21 protein-coding genes and 1 other annotated feature are annotated in these 20493 nt (G+C 38.4%); of the genes, 2 read left to right on the top strand and 19 right to left on the bottom strand.

Features of this window, described 5'->3' with window-relative positions:
- Positions 1–2: 2 nt before the first annotated feature.
- From J7E77_RS00790 to J7E77_RS00835, 10 genes are all read right to left on the bottom strand, one after another.
- Positions 3–1367, bottom strand: a complete 1365-nt coding sequence (locus tag J7E77_RS00790) for an ethanolamine ammonia-lyase subunit EutB (RefSeq protein ID WP_214711723.1) — start codon at positions 1365–1367, stop codon at positions 3–5.
- 17 nt (positions 1368–1384) lie between these two features.
- Positions 1385–2830: an ethanolamine ammonia-lyase reactivating factor EutA gene (locus tag J7E77_RS00795; protein ID WP_214711725.1), complete on the bottom strand. Its 1446-nt coding sequence runs from the start codon at positions 2828–2830 to the stop codon at positions 1385–1387.
- A gap of 138 nt (positions 2831–2968) precedes the next feature.
- Complete coding sequence (locus J7E77_RS00800) at positions 2969–3469, bottom strand: EutP/PduV family microcompartment system protein (protein WP_214711727.1); 501 nt, start codon at positions 3467–3469, stop codon at positions 2969–2971.
- Positions 3470–3508: 39 nt separating this feature from the next.
- Positions 3509–3850: an ethanolamine utilization microcompartment protein EutS gene (eutS, locus tag J7E77_RS00805; protein ID WP_168243707.1), complete on the bottom strand. Its 342-nt coding sequence runs from the start codon at positions 3848–3850 to the stop codon at positions 3509–3511.
- A gap of 103 nt (positions 3851–3953) precedes the next feature.
- Positions 3954–4526 (bottom strand): ANTAR domain-containing response regulator, encoded by a 573-nt coding sequence (locus J7E77_RS00810; RefSeq protein ID WP_026564955.1) that lies wholly within the window; start codon positions 4524–4526, stop codon positions 3954–3956.
- Positions 4527–4529: 3 nt separating this feature from the next.
- Complete coding sequence (locus J7E77_RS00815; RefSeq protein ID WP_251027950.1) at positions 4530–5963, bottom strand: sensor histidine kinase; 1434 nt, start codon at positions 5961–5963, stop codon at positions 4530–4532.
- Between the two features lie 471 nt (positions 5964–6434).
- The gene (locus tag J7E77_RS00820; RefSeq protein ID WP_214711729.1) at positions 6435–6620 is read right to left on the bottom strand and encodes a hypothetical protein; all 186 of its coding nucleotides are present in this window, start codon (positions 6618–6620) and stop codon (positions 6435–6437) included.
- A 125-nt stretch (positions 6621–6745) separates the two neighbouring features.
- Complete coding sequence (locus J7E77_RS00825; RefSeq protein WP_308160320.1) at positions 6746–7078, bottom strand: Ada metal-binding domain-containing protein; 333 nt, start codon at positions 7076–7078, stop codon at positions 6746–6748.
- 433 nt (positions 7079–7511) lie between these two features.
- Complete coding sequence (locus J7E77_RS00830) at positions 7512–7988, bottom strand: hypothetical protein (protein WP_214711731.1); 477 nt, start codon at positions 7986–7988, stop codon at positions 7512–7514.
- Positions 7989–8219: 231 nt separating this feature from the next.
- A complete protein-coding gene (locus J7E77_RS00835) occupies positions 8220–9959 on the bottom strand; it encodes a 2-isopropylmalate synthase (protein ID WP_214711733.1) in 1740 nt (579 codons plus the stop codon).
- A 70-nt stretch (positions 9960–10029) separates the two neighbouring features.
- Positions 10030–10273, bottom strand: a binding site (T-box leader).
- 512 nt (positions 10274–10785) lie between these two features.
- Here J7E77_RS00835 and J7E77_RS31580 point away from each other — a divergent pair.
- Positions 10786–10899, top strand: a complete 114-nt coding sequence (locus J7E77_RS31580; protein WP_214711735.1) for an SH3 domain-containing protein — start codon at positions 10786–10788, stop codon at positions 10897–10899.
- 460 nt (positions 10900–11359) lie between these two features.
- Here J7E77_RS31580 and J7E77_RS00845 read toward each other — a convergent pair whose 3' ends face one another.
- The 7 genes from J7E77_RS00845 to J7E77_RS30315 form a co-directional block, all read right to left on the bottom strand.
- Entirely contained in the window at positions 11360–11620 is a 261-nt protein-coding gene (locus J7E77_RS00845; RefSeq protein ID WP_214711737.1) for a hypothetical protein, read from the bottom strand.
- A gap of 320 nt (positions 11621–11940) precedes the next feature.
- Complete coding sequence (locus J7E77_RS00850; RefSeq protein WP_214711739.1) at positions 11941–13233, bottom strand: M20 family metallo-hydrolase; 1293 nt, start codon at positions 13231–13233, stop codon at positions 11941–11943.
- A gap of 134 nt (positions 13234–13367) precedes the next feature.
- Entirely contained in the window at positions 13368–14561 is a 1194-nt protein-coding gene (locus J7E77_RS00855; protein ID WP_251027951.1) for a M20 metallopeptidase family protein, read from the bottom strand.
- A complete protein-coding gene (locus J7E77_RS00860) occupies positions 14558–15298 on the bottom strand; it encodes an amino acid ABC transporter ATP-binding protein (RefSeq protein WP_214711741.1) in 741 nt (246 codons plus the stop codon). The genes J7E77_RS00855 and J7E77_RS00860 overlap by 4 nt, the downstream gene beginning before the upstream one ends.
- Entirely contained in the window at positions 15295–15957 is a 663-nt protein-coding gene (locus tag J7E77_RS00865) for an amino acid ABC transporter permease (protein ID WP_214711744.1), read from the bottom strand. The genes J7E77_RS00860 and J7E77_RS00865 overlap by 4 nt, the downstream gene beginning before the upstream one ends.
- A 78-nt stretch (positions 15958–16035) precedes the next feature.
- Complete coding sequence (locus J7E77_RS00870; RefSeq protein ID WP_214711746.1) at positions 16036–16866, bottom strand: ABC transporter substrate-binding protein; 831 nt, start codon at positions 16864–16866, stop codon at positions 16036–16038.
- A 681-nt stretch (positions 16867–17547) separates the two neighbouring features.
- Positions 17548–18015, bottom strand: coding sequence for a Gp49 family protein (locus J7E77_RS30315; protein WP_251026545.1), 468 nt, complete (start codon positions 18013–18015; stop codon positions 17548–17550).
- Between the two features lie 78 nt (positions 18016–18093).
- On the opposite strand from J7E77_RS30315, the gene J7E77_RS00880 reads away from it, so the two are divergent.
- The gene (locus tag J7E77_RS00880; RefSeq protein ID WP_214711748.1) at positions 18094–18618 is read left to right on the top strand and encodes a sensor histidine kinase; all 525 of its coding nucleotides are present in this window, start codon (positions 18094–18096) and stop codon (positions 18616–18618) included.
- Positions 18619–18711: 93 nt separating this feature from the next.
- Here J7E77_RS00880 and J7E77_RS00885 read toward each other — a convergent pair whose 3' ends face one another.
- Entirely contained in the window at positions 18712–19512 is an 801-nt protein-coding gene (locus tag J7E77_RS00885; protein ID WP_214711750.1) for a HoxN/HupN/NixA family nickel/cobalt transporter, read from the bottom strand.
- A 68-nt stretch (positions 19513–19580) separates the two neighbouring features.
- Positions 19581–20486, bottom strand: a complete 906-nt coding sequence (locus tag J7E77_RS00890) for a GHMP family kinase ATP-binding protein (RefSeq protein ID WP_214711752.1) — start codon at positions 20484–20486, stop codon at positions 19581–19583.
- Between the last annotated feature and the right edge of the window lie 7 nt (positions 20487–20493).

Genomic DNA, 20493 nt, shown 5'->3' on the forward strand with positions numbered 1-20493 from the left:
TCCTATCGCGAAAAAATCGTCGGGTCACCTGCATATTTACTTAATTTCCCGTTTTCAAAAATCCCCATTTTCTCCAGCCATGCTTCAAATGATGGTGCCGGCCGTTTATTCAGCGTCTGTCTTAATGTCGCAACATCGTGATAACTTAAGCTCTGGTAATTGAGCATACAATCATCACCCATTGGCGCAGCGATAATAAAATTCACCCCTGCCGCGGAAAGCAGCACGCCAAGATCTTCAATGTCGTTCTGGTCTGCTTTAATATGGTTCGTATAGCAAATATCAACGCCCATTGGAATGCCATGCATTTTTCCCATAAAATGATCTTCAAGACCGGCTCGAATCACTTGTTTGTTGTTGTACAAGTACTCTGGTCCGATAAAGCCGACTACCGTATTGACAATATACGGGTCATAGTAGCGGGCAAAGCCATAATTTCGGGATTCCATTGTCAATTGGTCGATATCATAATGAGCTTCGGCGGATAATTCCGAGCCTTGACCTGTCTCAAAATACAAACGTTGTGGACCAGTTCCTGTACCGTATACTTTCGCCATTTCATTGGCTTCCTCCAAGAGGGAAGCGGTAATCCCGAAAGAACGATTCGCCGCTTCGGTTCCGGCAATACTCTGGAAAATCATATCTGCCGGCGCCCCCTGCTGGACCGCTTTCATTTGAGCTGTCACATGGGCAAGCACACAGTTTTGCGTTGGAATTTCCCATTTTTGAATAAAGTCATGTGTCGCATGCAATAACCGTTTTACACTTTCAACGGAGTCATCTACCGGGTTTATTCCAATTACTGCATCTCCAATCCCATACGCAAGCCCTTCTTTCATTGAGGCCATCATCCCGTCGACATTATCCGTCGGATGGTTTGGCTGCAGCCTAGAGGCTAACACTCCTTTTTGACCAATCGTAATATTGCATTTGGATAAAACTTCAATTTTATTGGCGGCATGGACTAAATCGAGGTTGGACATGATCTTTGCCACCGCTGCAATCATTTCACTATTCAGACCTCGGCTGAGGCGTTTCAAGTCTTCACCGGTAGTTGAATCGTTCAGGATATACTCGCGAAGTTCCGAAACAGACCAATTTTTAATCGATTGATAGATGGGTTTGTTGATCTGACCCTCGATAATCCTTGAAACCTCATCCTCTTCAGGAGATAGCATGGGATTTTCCCTAATATCTTGTAGTGTTAAATAGCTCACCACTTGTTTTGCTGCAATTCTTTCCTGGACGGTCTCAGCAGCAATCCCTGCTAAGCGGTCGCCGGATTTTTCTTCATTTGCTTTCGCAAATAAATCCTTTAGTGAGGAAAATTGATAGACAGTACCTAAATAGGTGGACTTTAATCTCATAAGAATGCCCCCTTTCGTCATTTCTGGAATGTTAATGTTTTTATAATGACAGGAACAACATCGGTTTCGAGCACTTGGCCTATATCCAAATAGTCCCCATTTTCAACTTTAATTTGATCAATACAAATGACGGATTGCACCGGAGCCTTTCGCTTAAGTGTTTGCCCAAGAACTTTTGCATAATCCCGGTCAAGCACAAGGACTAACTCTTGAGTTTGATTCGGTTTTTGTTTCATTGCTTTGAGGATGGATTCAGCAAATTCATCGATTTCACGGAATCTTAAGTAAGGCAATTCTGAAAAATAAACCGCAAAATTCTGTCCCTCACGCTGTGGGTCATAGAGATCGAGTGCTTCCTCAATCTGCTTTGATAATTGGTTTATTTCCGTTTTAAAATCACCCTCGAATCGAATCTGGTAAACCGGCAAGTTTTTCATCGGCAATTTACGATTATCAACTTCAATGGTTGCGCCGCTGATTTCAGTCGTTTGCATTCCGGCGCCCAGCACTGTGGCCCGAACCGTTTCCTGCGGCTTTACCCAAGTCCATTGAGCAAGACTTGAGCTTTCCTTTAAGGAGGCGGCTAACATCAACCCGATATCATCGTATTTGGCCGACTGTACGATTCCGGTCTCATGCTGATAAATGCATTCACTTATCCCGCCTGAGAACATAATCGCCTCAATATCTTCCACCCAGTTAGGTTCATGCCCTAGCAGCAACGTTAGATCCTCGTTTGTGAGTGCCTTTTTTAACATCCGCGCAATGACATCTGCCATAAAATCGGTTACTTGTTTTATCGCTGATGGATTTTGGTTTTGCCCCTCCACCATCCTTGAATCCCATTGTCGCAGTAAATTTTTAACAGGCGGAGAAATACTCTGGATTTTATTATCGTTACATTCAATTAATCTGCCGCCTACATGAAGGGTACAGGTTCCACAAAGTCTGCCAGATTTATAAACGGCCACATTGGCTGTACCCCCGCCGATATCGATATTGGCGATAACCTTACTCGTATCTTTCGAATATTCATAAGCGCCCGATCCCTTAGCGGCAATAATTCCTTCTAAGTCAGGACCAGCTGTTGCAACTAGAAACTCCCCAGCCTGGTCAGACAGCTGATGCAGCATTACTTCTGCATTTGACTTTGTGGCTGTTTCACCCGTAATGATCACTGCTCCCGTTTGAATATCCTTTGGCTCAATACCTGCTTTCTGATATTCCTTTCTGACAAAGTCTTCAATTTTTTCAATATCAATGGTGGTTGGTGAAAGCAGCGGTGTCCGGTAAATCGGGCTGCGATGGATGACCTGTTTGTCAATGATTTCAATTCGTGGCACATGTGCCCCGCCAGCCATATTCATTAACGTGAACCGGCTGATTACCAGCTTTGTTGTACTTGTGCCTATATCGATTCCCGCACTGATCATTTCTTCTTTTTGCGGGCCTTTGAACTTCATCTCAACTCCCCCAAAAAAACAAAAAGCGCCCCTTGTAAACTATCCCAAATTAGATAGTTTAAAAGAGGCGCCATTGCCATTAAATTCATTTGTTATTCATAATATAAATTATTTTCTGGATATTGTAAAGGCTCTCATTTAAAAAATTACAAATGGGGATGGATTTCCTTCAAAATACTTCTTCATTTCATGTGTCGAACGGAAGTTTACCAGATTCCGGATCTCCTCTATTCCTTCATTTTTTAGGGAAGAGGTAATGACAATCGAACCTTTGGTTACGATTACCTTTTTTAACAAAGAAATGGCTAGTTCAACGTCAGCCTGGTCTGAATCACTTTTTGTGACCACCCCAATGGGGATTTTATTGATTCCGCTGCTGAATCCTGGCGGGAAAATCATTTTCTTCTTGGTCGCATCCTGTAAATACAGGACATGTGTCACTTCTAATGCCGTTGCCATGATATTTTTATAGTAGAACGGGTTTTCACAATATTCACCTGGGGTATCAACAATCCAATCATAGTAATTCAGCGACTGCGTTTTGACAGCAGGCACGTCCCGGTCAAGCAATGCATTTGTTAACGTCGATTTTCCGGCCCCAATGGAACCGATCAGCATGGCTCGGTTCTTTTTCGTCATCATATTTCCTCCTTTCTTGAAAAATTCTATTTTCTGATTCTATGACTTCGTGATCTCCGCCGGGGTATATTTCAGCGTATCCTGCAAAAAACGGTTGATTTCCTGCATCGCCATTTCCACCTCTGAAACATTGCCGACAATCACAAGACTTCCGGTAAAGCGATCCAAAAATCCTAACTTGACATTAGCCGATTTGGTGGCTAAATCTCCGGCAATAATCACCGTCTCACTTGGGGTCAGCGTCAAAATCCCTAATGCCCCAGCCTCCTGTATCCCCAGTTTTTCAAACATATCCGGGTCCGGATTGGCAATAATATGGCTTAAAGTTACCTGTTTCCCTGGGACAAACTCCTGTATAAACCTCTTTTTCTCTTCGTTCACGACAAACCCACCTCTCAAATTAATAAAAAAATGCCTAATAGACTTTATTTTTATAAAAAATAAAACCTACTAAGCACCTTTGCTTCATCTATTCACTTGTAAACTAACTTGGGTACTTCAAAATAATGTACTTCGCCACTTTTTCCAATGGCATTTGTTTTTTCATGCTAAGGTCTCTAATCTTATTGTAAGCCGTTTCCTCCGGTAAATTCAATTGTTTCATTAAAATTCCTTTTGCTTTTTCAACAATCTTTCGGTTTTTCAGTTCCCGATTCATTTCTTCTACTTTTTCTTTATAAAGAATAGCATTTTCTGCCTGCTTCAAAGCAATTTCAACCGCAGGAATCAAGTTAGCCTCCGAAATCGGCTTTACAAGATATCCTAAAATATTTGCCTTCTTCGCTTTTTCTATATATTCCTTTTGACTATAGGCCGTTAACAGCAAAATCGGGATATTGAATTTGTTGGAAATAATCTCACTGGCCTTTAAACCGTTCAGCTTCGGCATTTTAATATCCATGATCATTAAGTCAGGCTTAAGGCTGTAAGCCAATTCAATTGCTTTCTCGCCATCAGCTGCTTCAGCCACAACATCATAGCCAGCATCTTTCAACATGAGGGAAACATCCAATCGGACGATGGACTCATCTTCAACAACGATAATTCGCTTTTTCATTCCTTAATCCTCCCACGCAAAGGGAAATTCGACGGATACTTCCGTTCCTTCACTTGTTCCTTCAATGGAAAAATGGCCCGATAAATCATGTTCTATCATCATTTTAACAATATCAAGCCCTAATGATGGCTTCATAGAAGGATTATAGCCAATTCCATTATCTTTTACAAGGACTCTTACTGCAGAAGCCTCTTCCTGGATGACTACATCAATTTGGCCCTCTGTCATCTCCGCAAATGCATGCTTCACACAATTTTGAATTAATTCATTTATAACAAGAGCAACGGAAACAGCTAGATTCGATTTAATAAGGATCTTTGGGCCGGAATAGTCGATCGAAATCAATTTTCCTTCATGATCTTCACTAAAGACCAGCATATTCCCAATTTTTTCTATTAAACTAACAATCTCTACATCATCCTGATTTTCAGAATTGGATAAGATGATTTCATAGACAGAGGCAATACTTAAAATTCGGTTGAGGCTTTCGATAAAATAAAACTTGCTTTCTTCAGGGACCCCTCTTCGCATCTGCAGCCGAAGAAGACTCGCTACCGTTTGCAAGTTATTTTTTACACGATGATGGATTTCCCGGATGGCCACAGTCTTTACGGTAAGCTCCCTCTCCTTTTGGCGCAGCTCTGTTAAGTCACGAAAAATGATAAACGATCCGCTATTTTTCTCATGCTGCACAAGAGCAATTTTTTTCATTTGAAAGACTTTATTTTGAATGATGATTTCTTGGACCACAAGTTCATCCGGCAGCCTGCAAATTTCTGCAAGGTTAGGAAAATAGGAAGTAAAAAGATTGCCGCTTTTACATTCCTCCGAACACATTTCTAAAACAAGATTCATCGCAGCAGGATTCGAATATTGAATCTGTAAATCCTCGTCAATAATGAATAGAGATTCCTCAATCACATCTGGGATAAAAGGGCGATTTTCAGCCATTCCCAGTAAGAGTTCGCTAAGTGTCTCATTCGCTTCTGTTAGCGCTTTCAGTTTATTTTGATTTTGGAGCTTATCACTGTTGTCTTTCTCCATGATCAACGTGCCAATCACTCGGTTATGAATTCCAACAATCGGAACAACGCTTTGTTCGACTTTTTTCCCTTCCTGGGTTAAGGCATGATTGAGAAAAAGCGGCTTACCCGTCCGAAACGCGTAAAAAACTGCAGGCTCAAACGTTTCGTAGGCAAACTTTCCGACCACCGGATTTTTATAGACAGAATTGGCCGTTGTAGGTGCTGCTTCTGCCACCACAATAGCATGCTTTTTTTCACTTGTTTGGCAATCTACAAACACATTTGCCTGATTTAAATCGGCAATTAATTGCAGGTTTTGAACCACTTCTTGGATCTTTTGTATGTCTTGTTCCGATAGGTCTGTGTGAAGCTGACATAGAGTTACTACGGTGTTCATCTCAGTTTTAAACATGTCATTGCCCCAATCTTTTATCTTTAAATATATAAAAATATTTTATATATCATTTATCATAGTGTCAATCTTCTGTTTTTTACAAAAAATGGTTCACTGTGCCCGGTATTAATTGTTAAATAAAGTCATTTATAAAAAAGAATTGATAATTTGTTTAATAATACAACCACAAATTATTACCAATTAGCTGGAGGACAGCATTGGATATTGCCATTCGTTTCGTCCATTGTCCCTTTATCAATTTAAATAGGGATAATGCTATTATTATACAGATTTTATGTCATAATATGGGTATTAAATAGGAATAAATTAGTAGTGTTTAGGGCTGAAAGCAAGTTCCAAAGAGGGTAACCAAAGGGTTTGAAGTCCTTATAGTATTTTGATAATTAATAAGATTAGGAGTAGAAAAATGCAACTTGACCTTATGAAAATATTTGACGGTTACGTTAGAAACTATCACACTTTAAACCTTTAACTACCAGGGTTCGCCATAACTATAACTGCATCCGGTTCATTTTGTATAAAGTTTCCTTTTCTGAAAATGAGCGCATGATTCCTACACTGATAGATCTTGTTACCCAACTCAATTTGATAAAAGCTTGCAATCACATCAAAATCTTTTTGCAGCTGTTTCATTGGACAGAATTCTATTATCATTTTACATACCCCACTTCATTTATAGAACTAAATGGATATCTTCCTTTTTAGGCCAAAAAAGACACCTAAAATGCGAAAGGTGTCATTGATGGTAGGTTTAAATACATTTTTTTATGTTAAAGAAACTATCGTGATTTTCTTATTTGTTTCGAACTATCAATCTCATTTCTCTTTTTCCAAATCGCATATTTTTCAGGAAGGCATGTTCCACATGGTCTAAATCCCACTGAAATGGCTGTTTGCTCATCAGCAAAAAATACCCGATCTTTGACATAACCACCCTTTGTGATGGCACGTAATGCTGCAGGACAATCTAATCGCCCGTAAATTTTTGTTTTGCGGTGCCCACCATAGGTGCCAGGAATTTTACTCAAATAAGGTCGCTTATCAGCTCCCATGAGAGTATAGTTTTTGTGATTCTTCTCATTTTCTATTCTCTCATCAGTAATATTGCTCAAATCATATGCCTCCTTTTCAATAACAGTTTGCGACTTAAATTATGATAGTAAATAAGATTTCTATTTGCTTTATTTCAACAAAAAGGTGGGAAAAACCTGTTAAATTTGGCCCCGAAGAAGAATATTTTTAACGTAATTGTTTATCTTTTAGCCTGGACCTCTTTTCTTCAATAAGGATCGCTTTTGTTACGAACAAATTTTTCCATAAATACAAAAGACACTCACAACGTTGATTTTGATGTAAAATATTTAAAAATAGGGCATCCAAATTTGGAAGCCCTATTTGCACATACGTAGTATTAATGGTATTAGCAGAAAAAACTATTGTCTTAGTAATTTCTCAATTTGTGTTTCAACATGAAAAACCCGTTTGTTTAAGGATTATGAGGGCTGGTCATAAAAAAAGCCTATATCTTTTAATCATAGATTCAGGCTAACAATCGTTTTGACATGGGATTAAATTTTGTTGTGACAGGATTTCTACTGCTTTTTTTACATTTGAGACGTTAATAAATATGATGTCGTTTTCTCCTAGATACACGGACTTAACCTCTACTTTACACCACAAGCTGTTGTAAAATCTGCTAAATACACCTGGAATTCCAGCAGGAATATTTGAAATGGTGATGATTTCTTCCTCTTTAAATGTAATATGTTGCGATTGTAGTGTTTTTCTTACTACCCTCAGATCACGACTGGTCTCGGACTCTGAGGTACCCGCCACTAGCCTGATGAAATTATTTTTATTACGGCTTTTGGTTATGACTAAACTCACAAGATTAACAGCGTTTGCAGCAATTTGTCTCAAAATGCAAGCTAAGGTTCGATCGTCCGCCATAAAAGTAAATTGCATTCTAAAATTTAGATCATAATTTAATGGTTCAGTATTACTTCCATTAGCACCTTTCAAATGCCACACTTCCTTTATTTTCCACTTTCTAATATAATATGAAAAAATAAAGGTATAGCTTGGGTTATAGATTAGATAGCAACTACCCTTTCGCAAATAATTTTCACATGGAAAGGATAAGGAACACTCGAATTCATATTCGAATAGGTGTTAAATAGTGAGTAGCCTTTAAGAATCTGTATTAAAAAGCTTGTGTGCATCCATGTTATGGATTATCAAAGATTCCATCTTTTATTCCAGCTTCACAATTACTCCATAGTTGTGATTGATGACATCAGAATTAATAAATTCTTTTTCAACAGGAAGTTGTAAGCTGGATACCATGTTGTTAACTGCACTAAACAGAGCTTTTACTGAGGAGGTCATAATATCAGTGTCAATTCCGCAGCCCCAATATACAGCACCATTCTTTGCGGTAATTCCTACATAAGATACAGCGTTTGATCCTGAACCTATTTCCAGCGCATGCTGCTTATAGACCAAATCTGTATAATCGATACCCAGTTGGGTTTGAAGAGCGTTGCTGACAGCATCAAGTCTTCCATTTCCCACACCAGTAAATTTATGTTCTTCATTATTCATCCGGATCGATACAATCGTTTCGTAATAACCATTTTGAGTGTATTTATAACTGATTAATTCGATAGGGGTGTTAATATTTACATATTCATTGATGAAAATGTCATAGATTTCATTGGGCATAAGTTCCTTGTGCTTATGATCTGAAACATTTTTCACACTATATCCAAAGCTCTCACGCATTTCGGTAGGTAGATCAATTCCATACTTTCGCTGAAGGATATAACCGATTCCTCCCTTACCGGATTGACTGTTAATTCGGATGATATCTCCTTCATATTCTCTTCCAATATCCATCGGATCAATTAATAGATAAGGTACAGTCCAATACTGACGTTCTTCTTCCTCTCGCCATTTCATACCTTTGGCAATGGCATCTTGATGGGAACCTGAAAATGCAGTAAAGACAAGTTCACCGCCATATGGGTGTCTTTCGTGAACCTTCATTCTTGTTAATTTTTCATATTTGGAAATAATAGTAGGGATATTTTCAAAATTCAGCTTGGGATCTACCCCGTGGGAATACATGTTTAATGCAAGCGTTACGATGTCCACGTTCCCTGTTCTTTCTCCATTTCCGAACAATGTTCCTTCGACTCTTTGCACACCGGCAAGCATTCCTAGCTCAGCATCTGCTACCCCTGTTCCTCTGTCATTGTGTGGATGAAGTGATAGGATTACATTATCTCGGTAGCTCAGATTGTCACTCATATACTCAATTTGACTTGCGTAAACGTGAGGCATGGACATTGATACCGTAGCTGGTAGGTTGATAATTACATTGTTATCAGCTGTCGGCTGCCAAATATCAAGTACCTTATTGCAAATTTCAAGCGCAAACTCCACTTCTGTACCCGTGAAGCTTTCAGGAGAATACTGAAATTGGAAATTCCCTTCGGTTTCAGCAGCATATTTCTTTAGTATTTTTGCTCCAGTTACAGCAATATTAATAATTTCTGCCTTAGATTTTCTAAATACTTGCTCACGCTGTGCCCTAGATGTGGAATTGTACAAGTGCACCACTGCTTTATTCGTACCCTGTAACGCATCAAATGTTTTTTTGATAATATGTTCTCTTGACTGTGTTAAAACTTGAATTTTCACATCATCCGGAATCAAATTTTCTTCAATTAATGTACGTAAAAAAGCAAATTCGGTTTCCGAGGCAGCTGGAAAACCTACTTCAATTTCCTTGAAACCTACTTGTAAAAGCAACTGAAAATATTCTAACTTTTCCTCTAGACTCATCGGGACGACCAAAGCCTGATTCCCATCGCGTAGATCAACACTACACCAGGTAGGAGCTTCTGTAATATACTCCTTCTCTGTCCATTTCAAGCATTGCACTGGGGGCATAAAGTAACCTCTAGAATATTTATCGATATTTTTCATCCCGACTCCCACCTTTTCATTTATAATTGTTAGTTTATTTAAAATAAAAAAAGCCCCGTCTCTATAAAAATATAGAGACGAGGCATTGCTCGCGGTACCACTCTAATTGATTAATCATAAAAATATTAACCCACTCATTTTCGGTGGCAATCACCACCTTTCTACATAACGGTAGAAAACCGACATCCCCTACTGATTAAGTTCAGGGAGTAGCTCTTGGATGAGTTCAAAGGCTATAACTACCGATTCTCACCAACCATCGGCTCTCTAATAAGTTTATAAATCCTTTTACTATTTCCAATCTTTGCTTATTATTTAATTAAATACGATAATATATCGATAAATTCGAGTTGTCAACACTAAATTTACTGAAAATAAAGATTAATATGAATTTACATCACTTCTTTAAAAGATAAATCCCCATATAATAAAACTCTTTTTAAAGTATTCTGCCCCGTTAGCACAATAAGGAAAGCTGCCACAATGACAGCTCCGATCTTCAACTTTTGCACCCGTTCGTTTTACAAGACAGTCCTTAAAAACCCCCTTGAAACATGATAAGTGGACATAACATCCCATGGCAAAAATCAATGAAACCTATCATTCCAGTTTACTTCCTTCCATTATTCAACTATAACTGATTAAAATAATGAATATGTGAATAATAAATTTATACTTGCCGTTTTTAACCATTGCTTTTCTTTATTAAAAAGTAGAAATTTCGGTTTTCAAACGTCTGGAAGCAATAAAAAATCGACCCTTATGGTCGAATATACTTTTACTTGGACCTGCCAAACTCCCTCAATCCCCAACAAATGGAGAAATCATGCACTTTTTGAATGAAGAAAAAGTAGATTCCAAAGGAATTAAGTGGCTAAAAGTTCAAACCGCAAACGGGATCGAAGGCTGGATTTCAGCCTTGATTGTCAGGGAAAAATAATAAATTGAGAGGAATATATACCGACTTAGTGTCGCAACGAATGGAACAATTTCCGTGATTTTTTGATCCTTTTTCCAGTTAATAGAACAACCTAAATAAGGAGAGTGGACTCCTATGGGAATAGTTCCCTCTCCTTTTAAATCTCTCCCAATTTATCAAACCATAAAACCACCAACTATGACAGAAAGTCGATCAAAAAGTTGGACAATATTTTAAGCAACTTTTAAGGATTGAATCTGTATGGTATAGGGCTCAACCCTTTTAATTTTTACTATTCGATTAATAGTAAATATATCTTTTTAGTTCTGTCCTAAAATGCTCCATACGCTCTAATTCTTGGAGTGTCAATAGCTTAAAGGAGTTCATTTACCTTTCAACTATACTTATAAAAATACCCCGCTATAGCTGGATAACTCATGAATTCCTTCCTCATGTCCCGAAACGAAATTACATCATTTCCTCAAGCGAGCTGGTAATCTAGCGAATAATCGTGACAGTTCAATGGGTTTTGATGAAATGTTTTGGTATAGAATTGCACAGCTTCTTGCTGGCTGTCAGCAAAGATAAAGACAAAATCCTTCTGGTTCATCTTCAGTGAGTAGATGCCACCTTTATGAATACCTAATACATTGTTTTGAACCAATTCCCTTACTTTCTGATGGTCGGCTTGTTCTAAGTCTATCTTAGAAATGTCGTTTCCATGTTTAACTGGGTAATACACGTTTATCTGCACAGTATCTTTGTAAGAATCGAACTTGAAATAAATAAAAAACGTTCCATACAATGTGTACGAAACGTTGATTTTATTGAATTTATCATGATGATTTGATACCGATTGTCGGGGTCGAACCTCTACTTCCGAAGGAAACCTAACAAAGTCTTTTTACTTAAGATGAAAATTTTCCAAATCGTAAAAGAATTGATTTCTTAAATAAATAGAGCGGCTAGTATTTGCCTTTTAACTGGAATTTCAATGATTTTTGGCTCGCCATATACAGTACCTAAAATGAACTACAGAACCTCTCTAGGTAAGTGAATCATTTATAAAAGTTTTAACGTTGTTCTGAATAGTACCTCGCACCCAAGGGCAACATCTTCAAAAGAACTCCACTCATCTGGATGATGACTTATGCCATTGTGGCTCCTTACAAAAATCATTCCAATATCTGTAAGCCCCCCCAATACCATCGCATCATGAGCAGCCCCGCTTGGTAATTCATAAACAGGATACTGTAATTCTTGCAGAGAATCTTTTACTGCTTTCATCACTATTGGTGAACTCATCACAGAAGATAGGGATTGAACCTGCCTAATTTCACACCCTAAATCACGGTTTGCAGCAATTGTCCGAATTGAATTATAGATTTTAGTAACCGTATTTTCACGCCGTTCATTAGATATATCCCGAACATCAAGTGTAAAATCCACTCTCCCAGGAATGACATTACTACTTCCAGGTTTTACTTCCAATTTTCCTACTGTCGCAACACTTCCGATATTGTCCAGTGCTATTTTCTCAATGGCTAATATACATTCTGCTGCAGCTGTTAAAGCATCTTTTCTCTCTTTCATCCATGTCGTTCCTGCATGCCCCGCTTCACCCATGATGGTTACTTCCGCCCATTCTCCACCAGAGATCCCCGTAACTATTCCAACAGCTAAATCTTTATTTTCTAACACTTTTCCCTGCTCAATATGTACTTCAATATAAGCTTTTACGTCATTTTTACCTAACTGAGCTTGTTCTAAAAGGTCTGGATTAATCTGATTAAAATATTCCCCTTCTAGACTGGCCTGCTTCATGGTCTCCAGATAGGAGATTCCATCTTTATCTGTTGCTGAAGCTAAATTTTCCTTTAATTTCTTCGAACCCTCTGTCCCAACCAAAGCGGTACTACCTACAAAAGCATAATCAAAACGTGCCCCTTCCTCATCTGTTAAGGAAACAACCTTTATCGTTCTTTCAGGTTGAATTCCCTTTTCCTTCAACGTACAAAGCACCTCAACACCCATTAGAACACCCATGGCGCCATCGAAACGCCCGCCAGAATTTACTGTATCAAGGTGAGAACCAATAAGAATGGCAGGTAATTCGGGATTTTTACCGATTATTTGCCCAAAGATATTCCCCGCTGCGTCCATATAAGGGGATAAATCAGCTTGTTCCAGTAGTTTCAGAAAGAATTTTCGTGCTTGGATATCATTTTGATCAAATGATGTTCGAGTGACCCCGCCATTATCTCCTTCTCCTATTTTCCCAAGGTCCATTAATTGGTTCCAAAGACGGTTTCCATCTATCGTTAAATTTAAACTCTCCATGAAATTTGCTTCCATAGGATTAAATTCTCCCTTCATTTGAATGTCCAGTATAGAGAAAATCCTGCTGTTTCCTTCCGAAAAAAAGCAGGATTCCTAATCTTTATGTTTTTATTGGTGACGAAAATTAGTATCTGCCAAAGTTAAAAGGTCTATCTCTCTAATAATTTAAGCACTGATTGAACCATTAATTTAACTCCAATTTTAATGGCATCTTCATCTACCATAAATTTCGGGTGATGCCACCCATATTTAATCCCTTTTTCTTGATTACCTGAACCAAGCCACACATAGCAGCCAGGTACTTCTTTTTGGTAAAAAGAAAAGTCCTCACCACCCATGGTTGGTTCTGCCCGTATCGTATTTTCTTTCCCAACTATTGTCTCTGCTGCTGACTGAACAATTTCTGCCACCTGGGCATCATTATAGACAGCTGGCAGCAGAAACTCATACTTAATCTCTACTTCCCCACCATGTGCTGCCACGGTATTTGTAACAAGTTGTGTAAATACCTCATATATTTTCTTTCTCACTTGTTCGTTGGAAGTTCTGACCGTTCCTTTGAGAATAGCCTTATCTGGAATGACATTATTTGTCATCCCTGCTTGGAAGGAACCAATGGTGACAACTGCCGATTCCTTAGATGAAATCGTACGGCTGACCACTGTTTGCAGCTGACTCACAACTGCACTGCCAATTACGATCGGATCAATGGTTTGCTCTGGAAGCGCAGCATGTCCGCCTTTACCTTTAATGGTTAGGGTAAAATCATCTACACTTCCCATTAAAAATCCTTCCTTCACACCTATCTGACCAACAGGAAGTTCTGGAACATTATGAAGACCGATAATTGAACTTATCCCTTCCAATAATCCTTGCTGGATCATAGATTCTGCTCCACCTTCAAATTCTTCAGCTGGCTGGAACAATATCCGAACATTCCCAGAGACTAGATCCTTCATTTCTTCTAAAATAATCGCTGCCCCAAGTGCAATTGTTGTATGAACATCATGGCCGCACATATGACTTACACCATCAATTTTTGAACGAAATGGAACATCTGCTTCTTCTTGAATGGGGAGAGCATCAATATCCGCTCGTATTGCAACCGTCGGTCCCTGTTCGATTCCCTTTACTTCTGCAGCGGTCCCAGTAGCTAAGCTAAGTGGTATTTGTTGAATCCCAAATTCATGTAACCATCCGTTTATTTTTTCGGTTGTTTTAAATTCTTGTTTACTAATTTCAGGATACATATGAAGATTCCTTCTTATTTCCACTAATTTAGGAAACCATTGTTCTACTTTATCATGAATAATTGAGGTTATTTCTACCTTTGAATCTTTCAACGTGAGGGCTCCTCCTTTCTAATATGTCCTAAAAATTCCTTCGTGCGATCATGCTCTGGATTTACAAAAATGTCTTCTGGAATTCCTTGTTCAATAATATTTCCGCCATCCATAAAGATAACCCGATCTGCTACTTCTTTTGCGAAACCCATTTCATGAGTAACTACGACCATGGTCATACCTTCCTTTGCCAGCTGCTTCATGACAGTGAGTACTTCCCCGACAAGTTCCGGATCAAGTGCAGAAGTAGGTTCATCGAATAGCATAACCGTCGGTTCCATGGCTAATGCCCGTGCGATCGCTACACGCTGCTTTTGCCCTCCAGATAAACGGTTTGGATATTCGTCCGCTTTTGCTTCAAGCCCAACTTTTTTAAGAAGCTGGATTCCTTTTTTCTTTGCTTCAGCTTTGGTCATTTTTTTCAATAAAATAGGAGCTTCTATAATGTTTTTCAAAACGGTCATATGTGGAAAAAGATTAAACTGCTGAAAAACCATTCCAATATCTTGACGAAGTTTATTCAACGCAGCCTCTTTGTTTTCTACCATTTTCCCATTAATAGTAATACTCCCACCATCAATAGACTCTAAATGATTCATACAACGAAGAAAGGTACTTTTCCCTGATCCGCTAGGTCCAATTATGACCACCACTTCACCTTGCGAGACATTTAAATCAACACCTTTTAAAACTTCTAAATCACCAAATGTTTTAATAACATTTTTGCATTTTATCATTCATAAGCACCTACCTTTTTCTCCACTTTCCCAATGATAAATGTCATGATAGTAGTAAGCACTAAGTAGATTAAACCAACTAGTAAAAAGATCTCCATATAACGGTACGTACTACTTATTATTTGCTGACCAGTTCTGAGTAAATCGTATAAAGCTATAGTTGATACGAGGGAGGATTCTTTAATTAAGGCAATAAATTCATTTCCTAGTGGGGGCAGCATACGGCGAAACGCTTGTGGTATAATAACCCGTCTCATCGCCTGTCCATAACTTAATCCAAGAGACCTTGCTGCTTCCATTTGTCCCTTATCAATCGACTGAATGGCGCCCCTAGCAATTTCCGCAATATAGGCAGCTGCATTAAGTGACAATGCGATGCAGGCGGAAACAAAAGGCGGCATCGTTAATACAGGAAATACGGAAGGGATCGCGAAATGGATGATGAATAATTGCACTAAAAGAGGAGTTCCTCGAATCACCCAAATATAAAATCTGCTAATTTGTGAAAATAATTTAGAGCTGGAAACACGGCCGAGACCGAATAGTAATCCTATAATACTTCCTGCTACTATCCCAATTACGGCTATTTCAACAGTGACCAATGCCCCCTGTAATAAGTAGGGAAGATAAGTTAATGCAAATGATAAAAAGTCCTTCATTTCCCTCTCTCCTTTTGAAAAAACATAAAAGTAAAAATAAGACGGATAAATCAGCATTCCGATTTATCCGTAACCTTTTTATTCTTTAGATTTGTCTGTTCCGAACCATTTCTTACTCACTTCTGTGTAGGCTCCGTTATCCTTCACAGTTTCTATTGCTTTTTGTAATGCTGCTTCAAGCTCGTCATCACCTTTACGTACAGCAATCCCTACTGGAAGACTTTGGAATGAACTACCTACAACATCGAAAGCATCAGGTTTAGTCGTTTTGTAGTAACGACCAACGGCTTCTGCAACAATAACTCCCTGTAAACGGCCAAGACCTAAGTCATTAAATACATCCGTATAACCATTGTATGTCTTTAATTCTTTTATTCCCTTAATCTCTTTCGCTGCACTTTCACTAGTTGAACCTAGTTGTACACCGACTATTTTCCCAGAAAGATCTTCTTTCGATTGAATCTTTTGAGGATTTCCTGATTTTACTGCAACAACTTGTCCTAATTTCATGTACTCTACAAAATCAACCTTTTGCTTTCTTTCATCTGTAATATTCATTGATGACATAATTATGTCATATCGTTTAGCGTCTAATCCTGGTAAAATTCCATCCCATGCAGTTGGTATAAATTCTACTTTCACACCAAGCTCTTTTGATATGGCGTTTGCAAGATCAATGTCAAAACCTACTAACTTGTTTTGATCATTACGGTATTCCATTGGAGGAAATGTATCATCCACAGCAATTTTAAGAACGCCTTGCTTTTTTATATTTTCAAATGTATTTCCTTCGGTTACTTTTTTACTCTGCTCACTCTTTGATTGTGCAGGTAATTTAGGCTGAGTACCACATGCAGTTGCCATTAGAGCCACTGATAAAATGATTAAAATCTGGGTGACTTTCTTCATATATTATTCCTCCATATCTCACTTTATCTCTTTACTTGTTTATCAAAGTAAAGTGTTTTATTATGTAATTCATTGTAATTTTATACATAAATAAATACAATACCTTCTAGAAATGTCCGATTAATAAAATTCTTTCAATTATTATGAATATAATATGCACTGCCTTCAAATAATGAAAGCGATACTAAAATGGCCTGCTACAACGAGTAACCATTTTTTAGAATTATTTTCCATTAGTATTAAGGCGTAAATTATTTTAAAGGTGGAGTTGGTGGCAGAATGTTGGAGTTTGCCACCAAGTTGCCACCATTGTTTCTACATACACATGTGTCGTAAATTGGTCACTACTTCCATTGACCAGAAAATGGTTAGAAAAACGGTAGTACATAATAAGATGCTTGTTTTCCTTCAGCTCAATTTTATGATTAGCTTATGAAGTAACTCCGGGGTTAAATCATTTATATTTATAAGCTTCTTTAGTTCATTTTGGACTTTTCAACCATCTCTGTACTTTTTGTGTATCGTTTTAACATATCCTTCTTTTCAAGAAATTCTGATTGTAGCTTTTTTATTACATTTCTATTTTCATTAACCGCTTCATCATAATCAACTTTTTCTATTACTTCATTCGCTAACAACTTTAGAAATTTCTTATTTTCCTTTTTCAGCTCAGCAATTTTGTTATCCCTGATTCCTATTTCTTGACTGTATCGCTACACTTTGAGTTTTGTAAGCTTCAAGCTCACTAATTTTATGTTTAATCCGTTCCAAACAAATCTGGGTGTTTGTTTCTTTGTTATAGGATGCCTCATCTACACTGGTTATCGATTCGCTGATGATAAACCCATTGGGCAGCTGGACCGCAACCATAGTGCATCTTCCAAAAGCCTTAACAACTTTAACCTGAGATTTTTCGATCATTTCATTGATATACGCTGGTACACTATGATTTATCATTAGTGCCTTTGCTTGTTGTTTCTCAATAGAGGAATAATCGGATGATGGTACAAATGCCATTTCAAAGGCTCGCATTGTTGTTTCAATGACCTCATCATTGTTGATATCCCTAACCTTCACTTTCCCATTCGCTGTGATTTCCAACAATTCAATTACAATATCTGGCGACCCTTTCACTTGGTATATCTTCAAGCTCTTTCCCTCCACCATGCCTTTTTAAATAAGCTTCCGTTAAACTAGTCTATTCAGCATGTAAAAAAGTTGTGAAACTTGAGAAAAAATTACAACCGTTCATACGAAAAAAGCCAGGCCACATCGCAAGAAGGCCTGACACTAACTAGGAATCATCGCTCTTTTTCAAATACAATCATATCTCATATTCATCATTACCTTAATAGAAAAAAGTTGGATAATGAAAATATTACCTTTGAGCAAAACATTCAAGAGAATATTTCTACTTATATCCCTAATGAACATGTTCTGCAGATCATGGATTCCCTTATGGAAAATGCCGTGAAATATTCATTTGAACCAAAAAAGATTTATACTGGATTGTCTTCAGATGGAACAAGTATTCAAATTACGGTTAGAAATAGAGGCGTGGAAATACCAAAGGATGAATTGGCTAAGATCTTTGAACATTCTTATCGAGCAAAAGCTTTGCAAAAAGATTATGTAGGCACGGGATTGGGCTTAGCTGTTGTCAAGAGATTTGTGGAATTGCATAAGGGACGGCCCTATGTTACCAGTGAAAATAATATTACTACATTTGTTGTTACTTTACCGAACAAATAAAAAAGCAAAAAATGACACAAGGAAAAAATCTTGGGTCATTTTTATTTGACATTATTCGGGGCGTGACAGGCACCTCATGTTAAAAAAATACGATTAATTTTTCAGCGTTATCTCCATCTGCTTTTTAATCCGATAACTTATGAATAGATAACTTAGAACAAAAGCCGTAAACAGCATAACTCCTAAAATCTCATAATCAAGTTCAGCCCATGGGAAGAAGAACGTAAATGCTTGGTAAAAGGAAACCCCGTAGGCCAAAACCACAATCACCCAGCCCATTACACGGGAAGCGGATTGTCCTAATCGATTGCTTTCTTTTAACAAGCGAAAGGCGACGATGGAATCTAGGGTGTCTGTAATCATCATCCCTAGCATAAAGATGATCCCTAATAAAACTGGCATATAACTTGCCGTATTACCTGCAGCAATCGCCCACATCGATGTTTGACTAACCGTTTCCGCCGCCAATGCGAATAATCCGCCAATCAGAATCACAAAAAAGGGATTCGTCGTTTCTTTCAACATCTTCGGCAGGAACTTCCCCTTAATTCCGCTAACACGAAAATCTTCATTTTCCGTCGATTTTTTCCGCAAAAGATTAAAAAGATTTAAGGTACCAATTGCGAACAGGGATAGAGTTGAAAACCAAGTCACCAGTGTATTCACGAGATCCGGTATTGTAAAACTCTTCATAAAAATCCCTAAGATCGCCGCGATGATGGTTACAACTAACCCGTGCCCAAAGGAGAAGAGCAAACCAACCCAGCGAGCAATCGAACTATTCAAACGCCCGTTATAACGGGTCAATCCATCAATACATGCCAGATGATCGGCATCCAATCCATGACGCAGCCCTAGCACAAATACAAGAAGAATTAACGAAATAGTTTCCATAAATCAATCCTCACTCTCTAATAAACTTTCTTTCCTGATTTCCCCATTCCTCATAAAATAGTAAATTCTCAAGAGTTCTTCTTTTCTCCCAATTCGCTTGCTCTAGAATTCTTTTCCCTGCTTTCATAATGAAATAAATTTATAGGAACACCCTTGAAAGCGAGTGACATTTCCCTAAATAAGTGTGAAACCACCTCATCACCGTTTGGAAGATTTCCATCTAGTAAAATTCCCGCGACCGTTCCACTGTGGGCGACAACGATTCCGCCCTGATAGCGATAGGCCAGCTGATCTAATAGTGGAAAAACAGGCTTAGGCAATATTTTTTGATTCACCCGTGCACTGAGGGTTGCTGCCTCCCCAATATAAGTTAAATTTTTCTCCTTAAACCCTTTTGTAACCAGATCATAAGCTTTAATAAATTGCTGTTGATCGTTCTGGCTGTACTCTTTCGGAACTTCATTAAATTCAATTGTGTTGATCATACCCCCAAGGTCGATACCAACGAGGATGAATGGGGGTAAGGCCCCAAAGCTTTCAATCAGCTGACCGTGAATATAGTCATAGACCACGACTTCCTCATACATTACCCCATCGGTAGGTTCCACTTTTGCGGCAATCATCGAGATCATTTCATTTGTGAGCGGAAGACTATAGCTGTCAGCAATTGCTCTTAATGCAGCAACAATATCTGCTGAACTGCTGGCCAGACCTTTACCAACTGGGATATTAGAGCGTATCTCGAGATCCCCGCCGCCCTTTACCCCAAACAGTTGGAATAACCATTCCCCTGCTCTTTGAGCTTTTACTTTTGAGTCTGCCACTCTTATTCCCTTAACGATTGGATCTGGAATAAACCTAGCCTCACTTCTTAAACTCGATATCGGCAGGGTGATTAAATAACGGCGATCACCAATGATTCCTTGGACCAATTCTCCAAATGTTCCATTGCAGCTTCCTTTTCCTAGTTTCATATAATTA

It is taken from the genome of Bacillus sp. ISL-77 (assembly GCF_018613105.1).

Coding starts and splice junctions, on each gene's coding strand:
- J7E77_RS00800 (WP_214711727.1), bottom strand. CDS start 3,469: ATGACGAAAAAGAACCGAGCCATGCTGATCGGTTCCATTGGGGCCGGA.
- J7E77_RS31580 (WP_214711735.1), top strand. CDS start 10,786: ATGCACTTTTTGAATGAAGAAAAAGTAGATTCCAAAGGAATTAAGTGG.
- J7E77_RS00860 (WP_214711741.1), bottom strand. CDS start 15,298: ATGATAAAATGCAAAAATGTTATTAAAACATTTGGTGATTTAGAAGTT.
- J7E77_RS00865 (WP_214711744.1), bottom strand. CDS start 15,957: ATGAAGGACTTTTTATCATTTGCATTAACTTATCTTCCCTACTTATTA.
- J7E77_RS00790 (WP_214711723.1), bottom strand. CDS start 1,367: ATGAGATTAAAGTCCACCTATTTAGGTACTGTCTATCAATTTTCCTCA.
- J7E77_RS00885 (WP_214711750.1), bottom strand. CDS start 19,512: ATGGAAACTATTTCGTTAATTCTTCTTGTATTTGTGCTAGGGCTGCGT.
- J7E77_RS00870 (WP_214711746.1), bottom strand. CDS start 16,866: ATGAAGAAAGTCACCCAGATTTTAATCATTTTATCAGTGGCTCTAATG.
- J7E77_RS00890 (WP_214711752.1), bottom strand. CDS start 20,486: ATGAAACTAGGAAAAGGAAGCTGCAATGGAACATTTGGAGAATTGGTC.
- J7E77_RS00810 (WP_026564955.1), bottom strand. CDS start 4,526: ATGAAAAAGCGAATTATCGTTGTTGAAGATGAGTCCATCGTCCGATTG.
- J7E77_RS00795 (WP_214711725.1), bottom strand. CDS start 2,830: ATGAAGTTCAAAGGCCCGCAAAAAGAAGAAATGATCAGTGCGGGAATC.
- J7E77_RS00835 (WP_214711733.1), bottom strand. CDS start 9,959: ATGAAAAATATCGATAAATATTCTAGAGGTTACTTTATGCCCCCAGTG.
- J7E77_RS00815 (WP_251027950.1), bottom strand. CDS start 5,963: ATGTTTAAAACTGAGATGAACACCGTAGTAACTCTATGTCAGCTTCAC.
- J7E77_RS00850 (WP_214711739.1), bottom strand. CDS start 13,233: ATGGAAGCAAATTTCATGGAGAGTTTAAATTTAACGATAGATGGAAAC.
- J7E77_RS00820 (WP_214711729.1), bottom strand. CDS start 6,620: ATGATAATAGAATTCTGTCCAATGAAACAGCTGCAAAAAGATTTTGAT.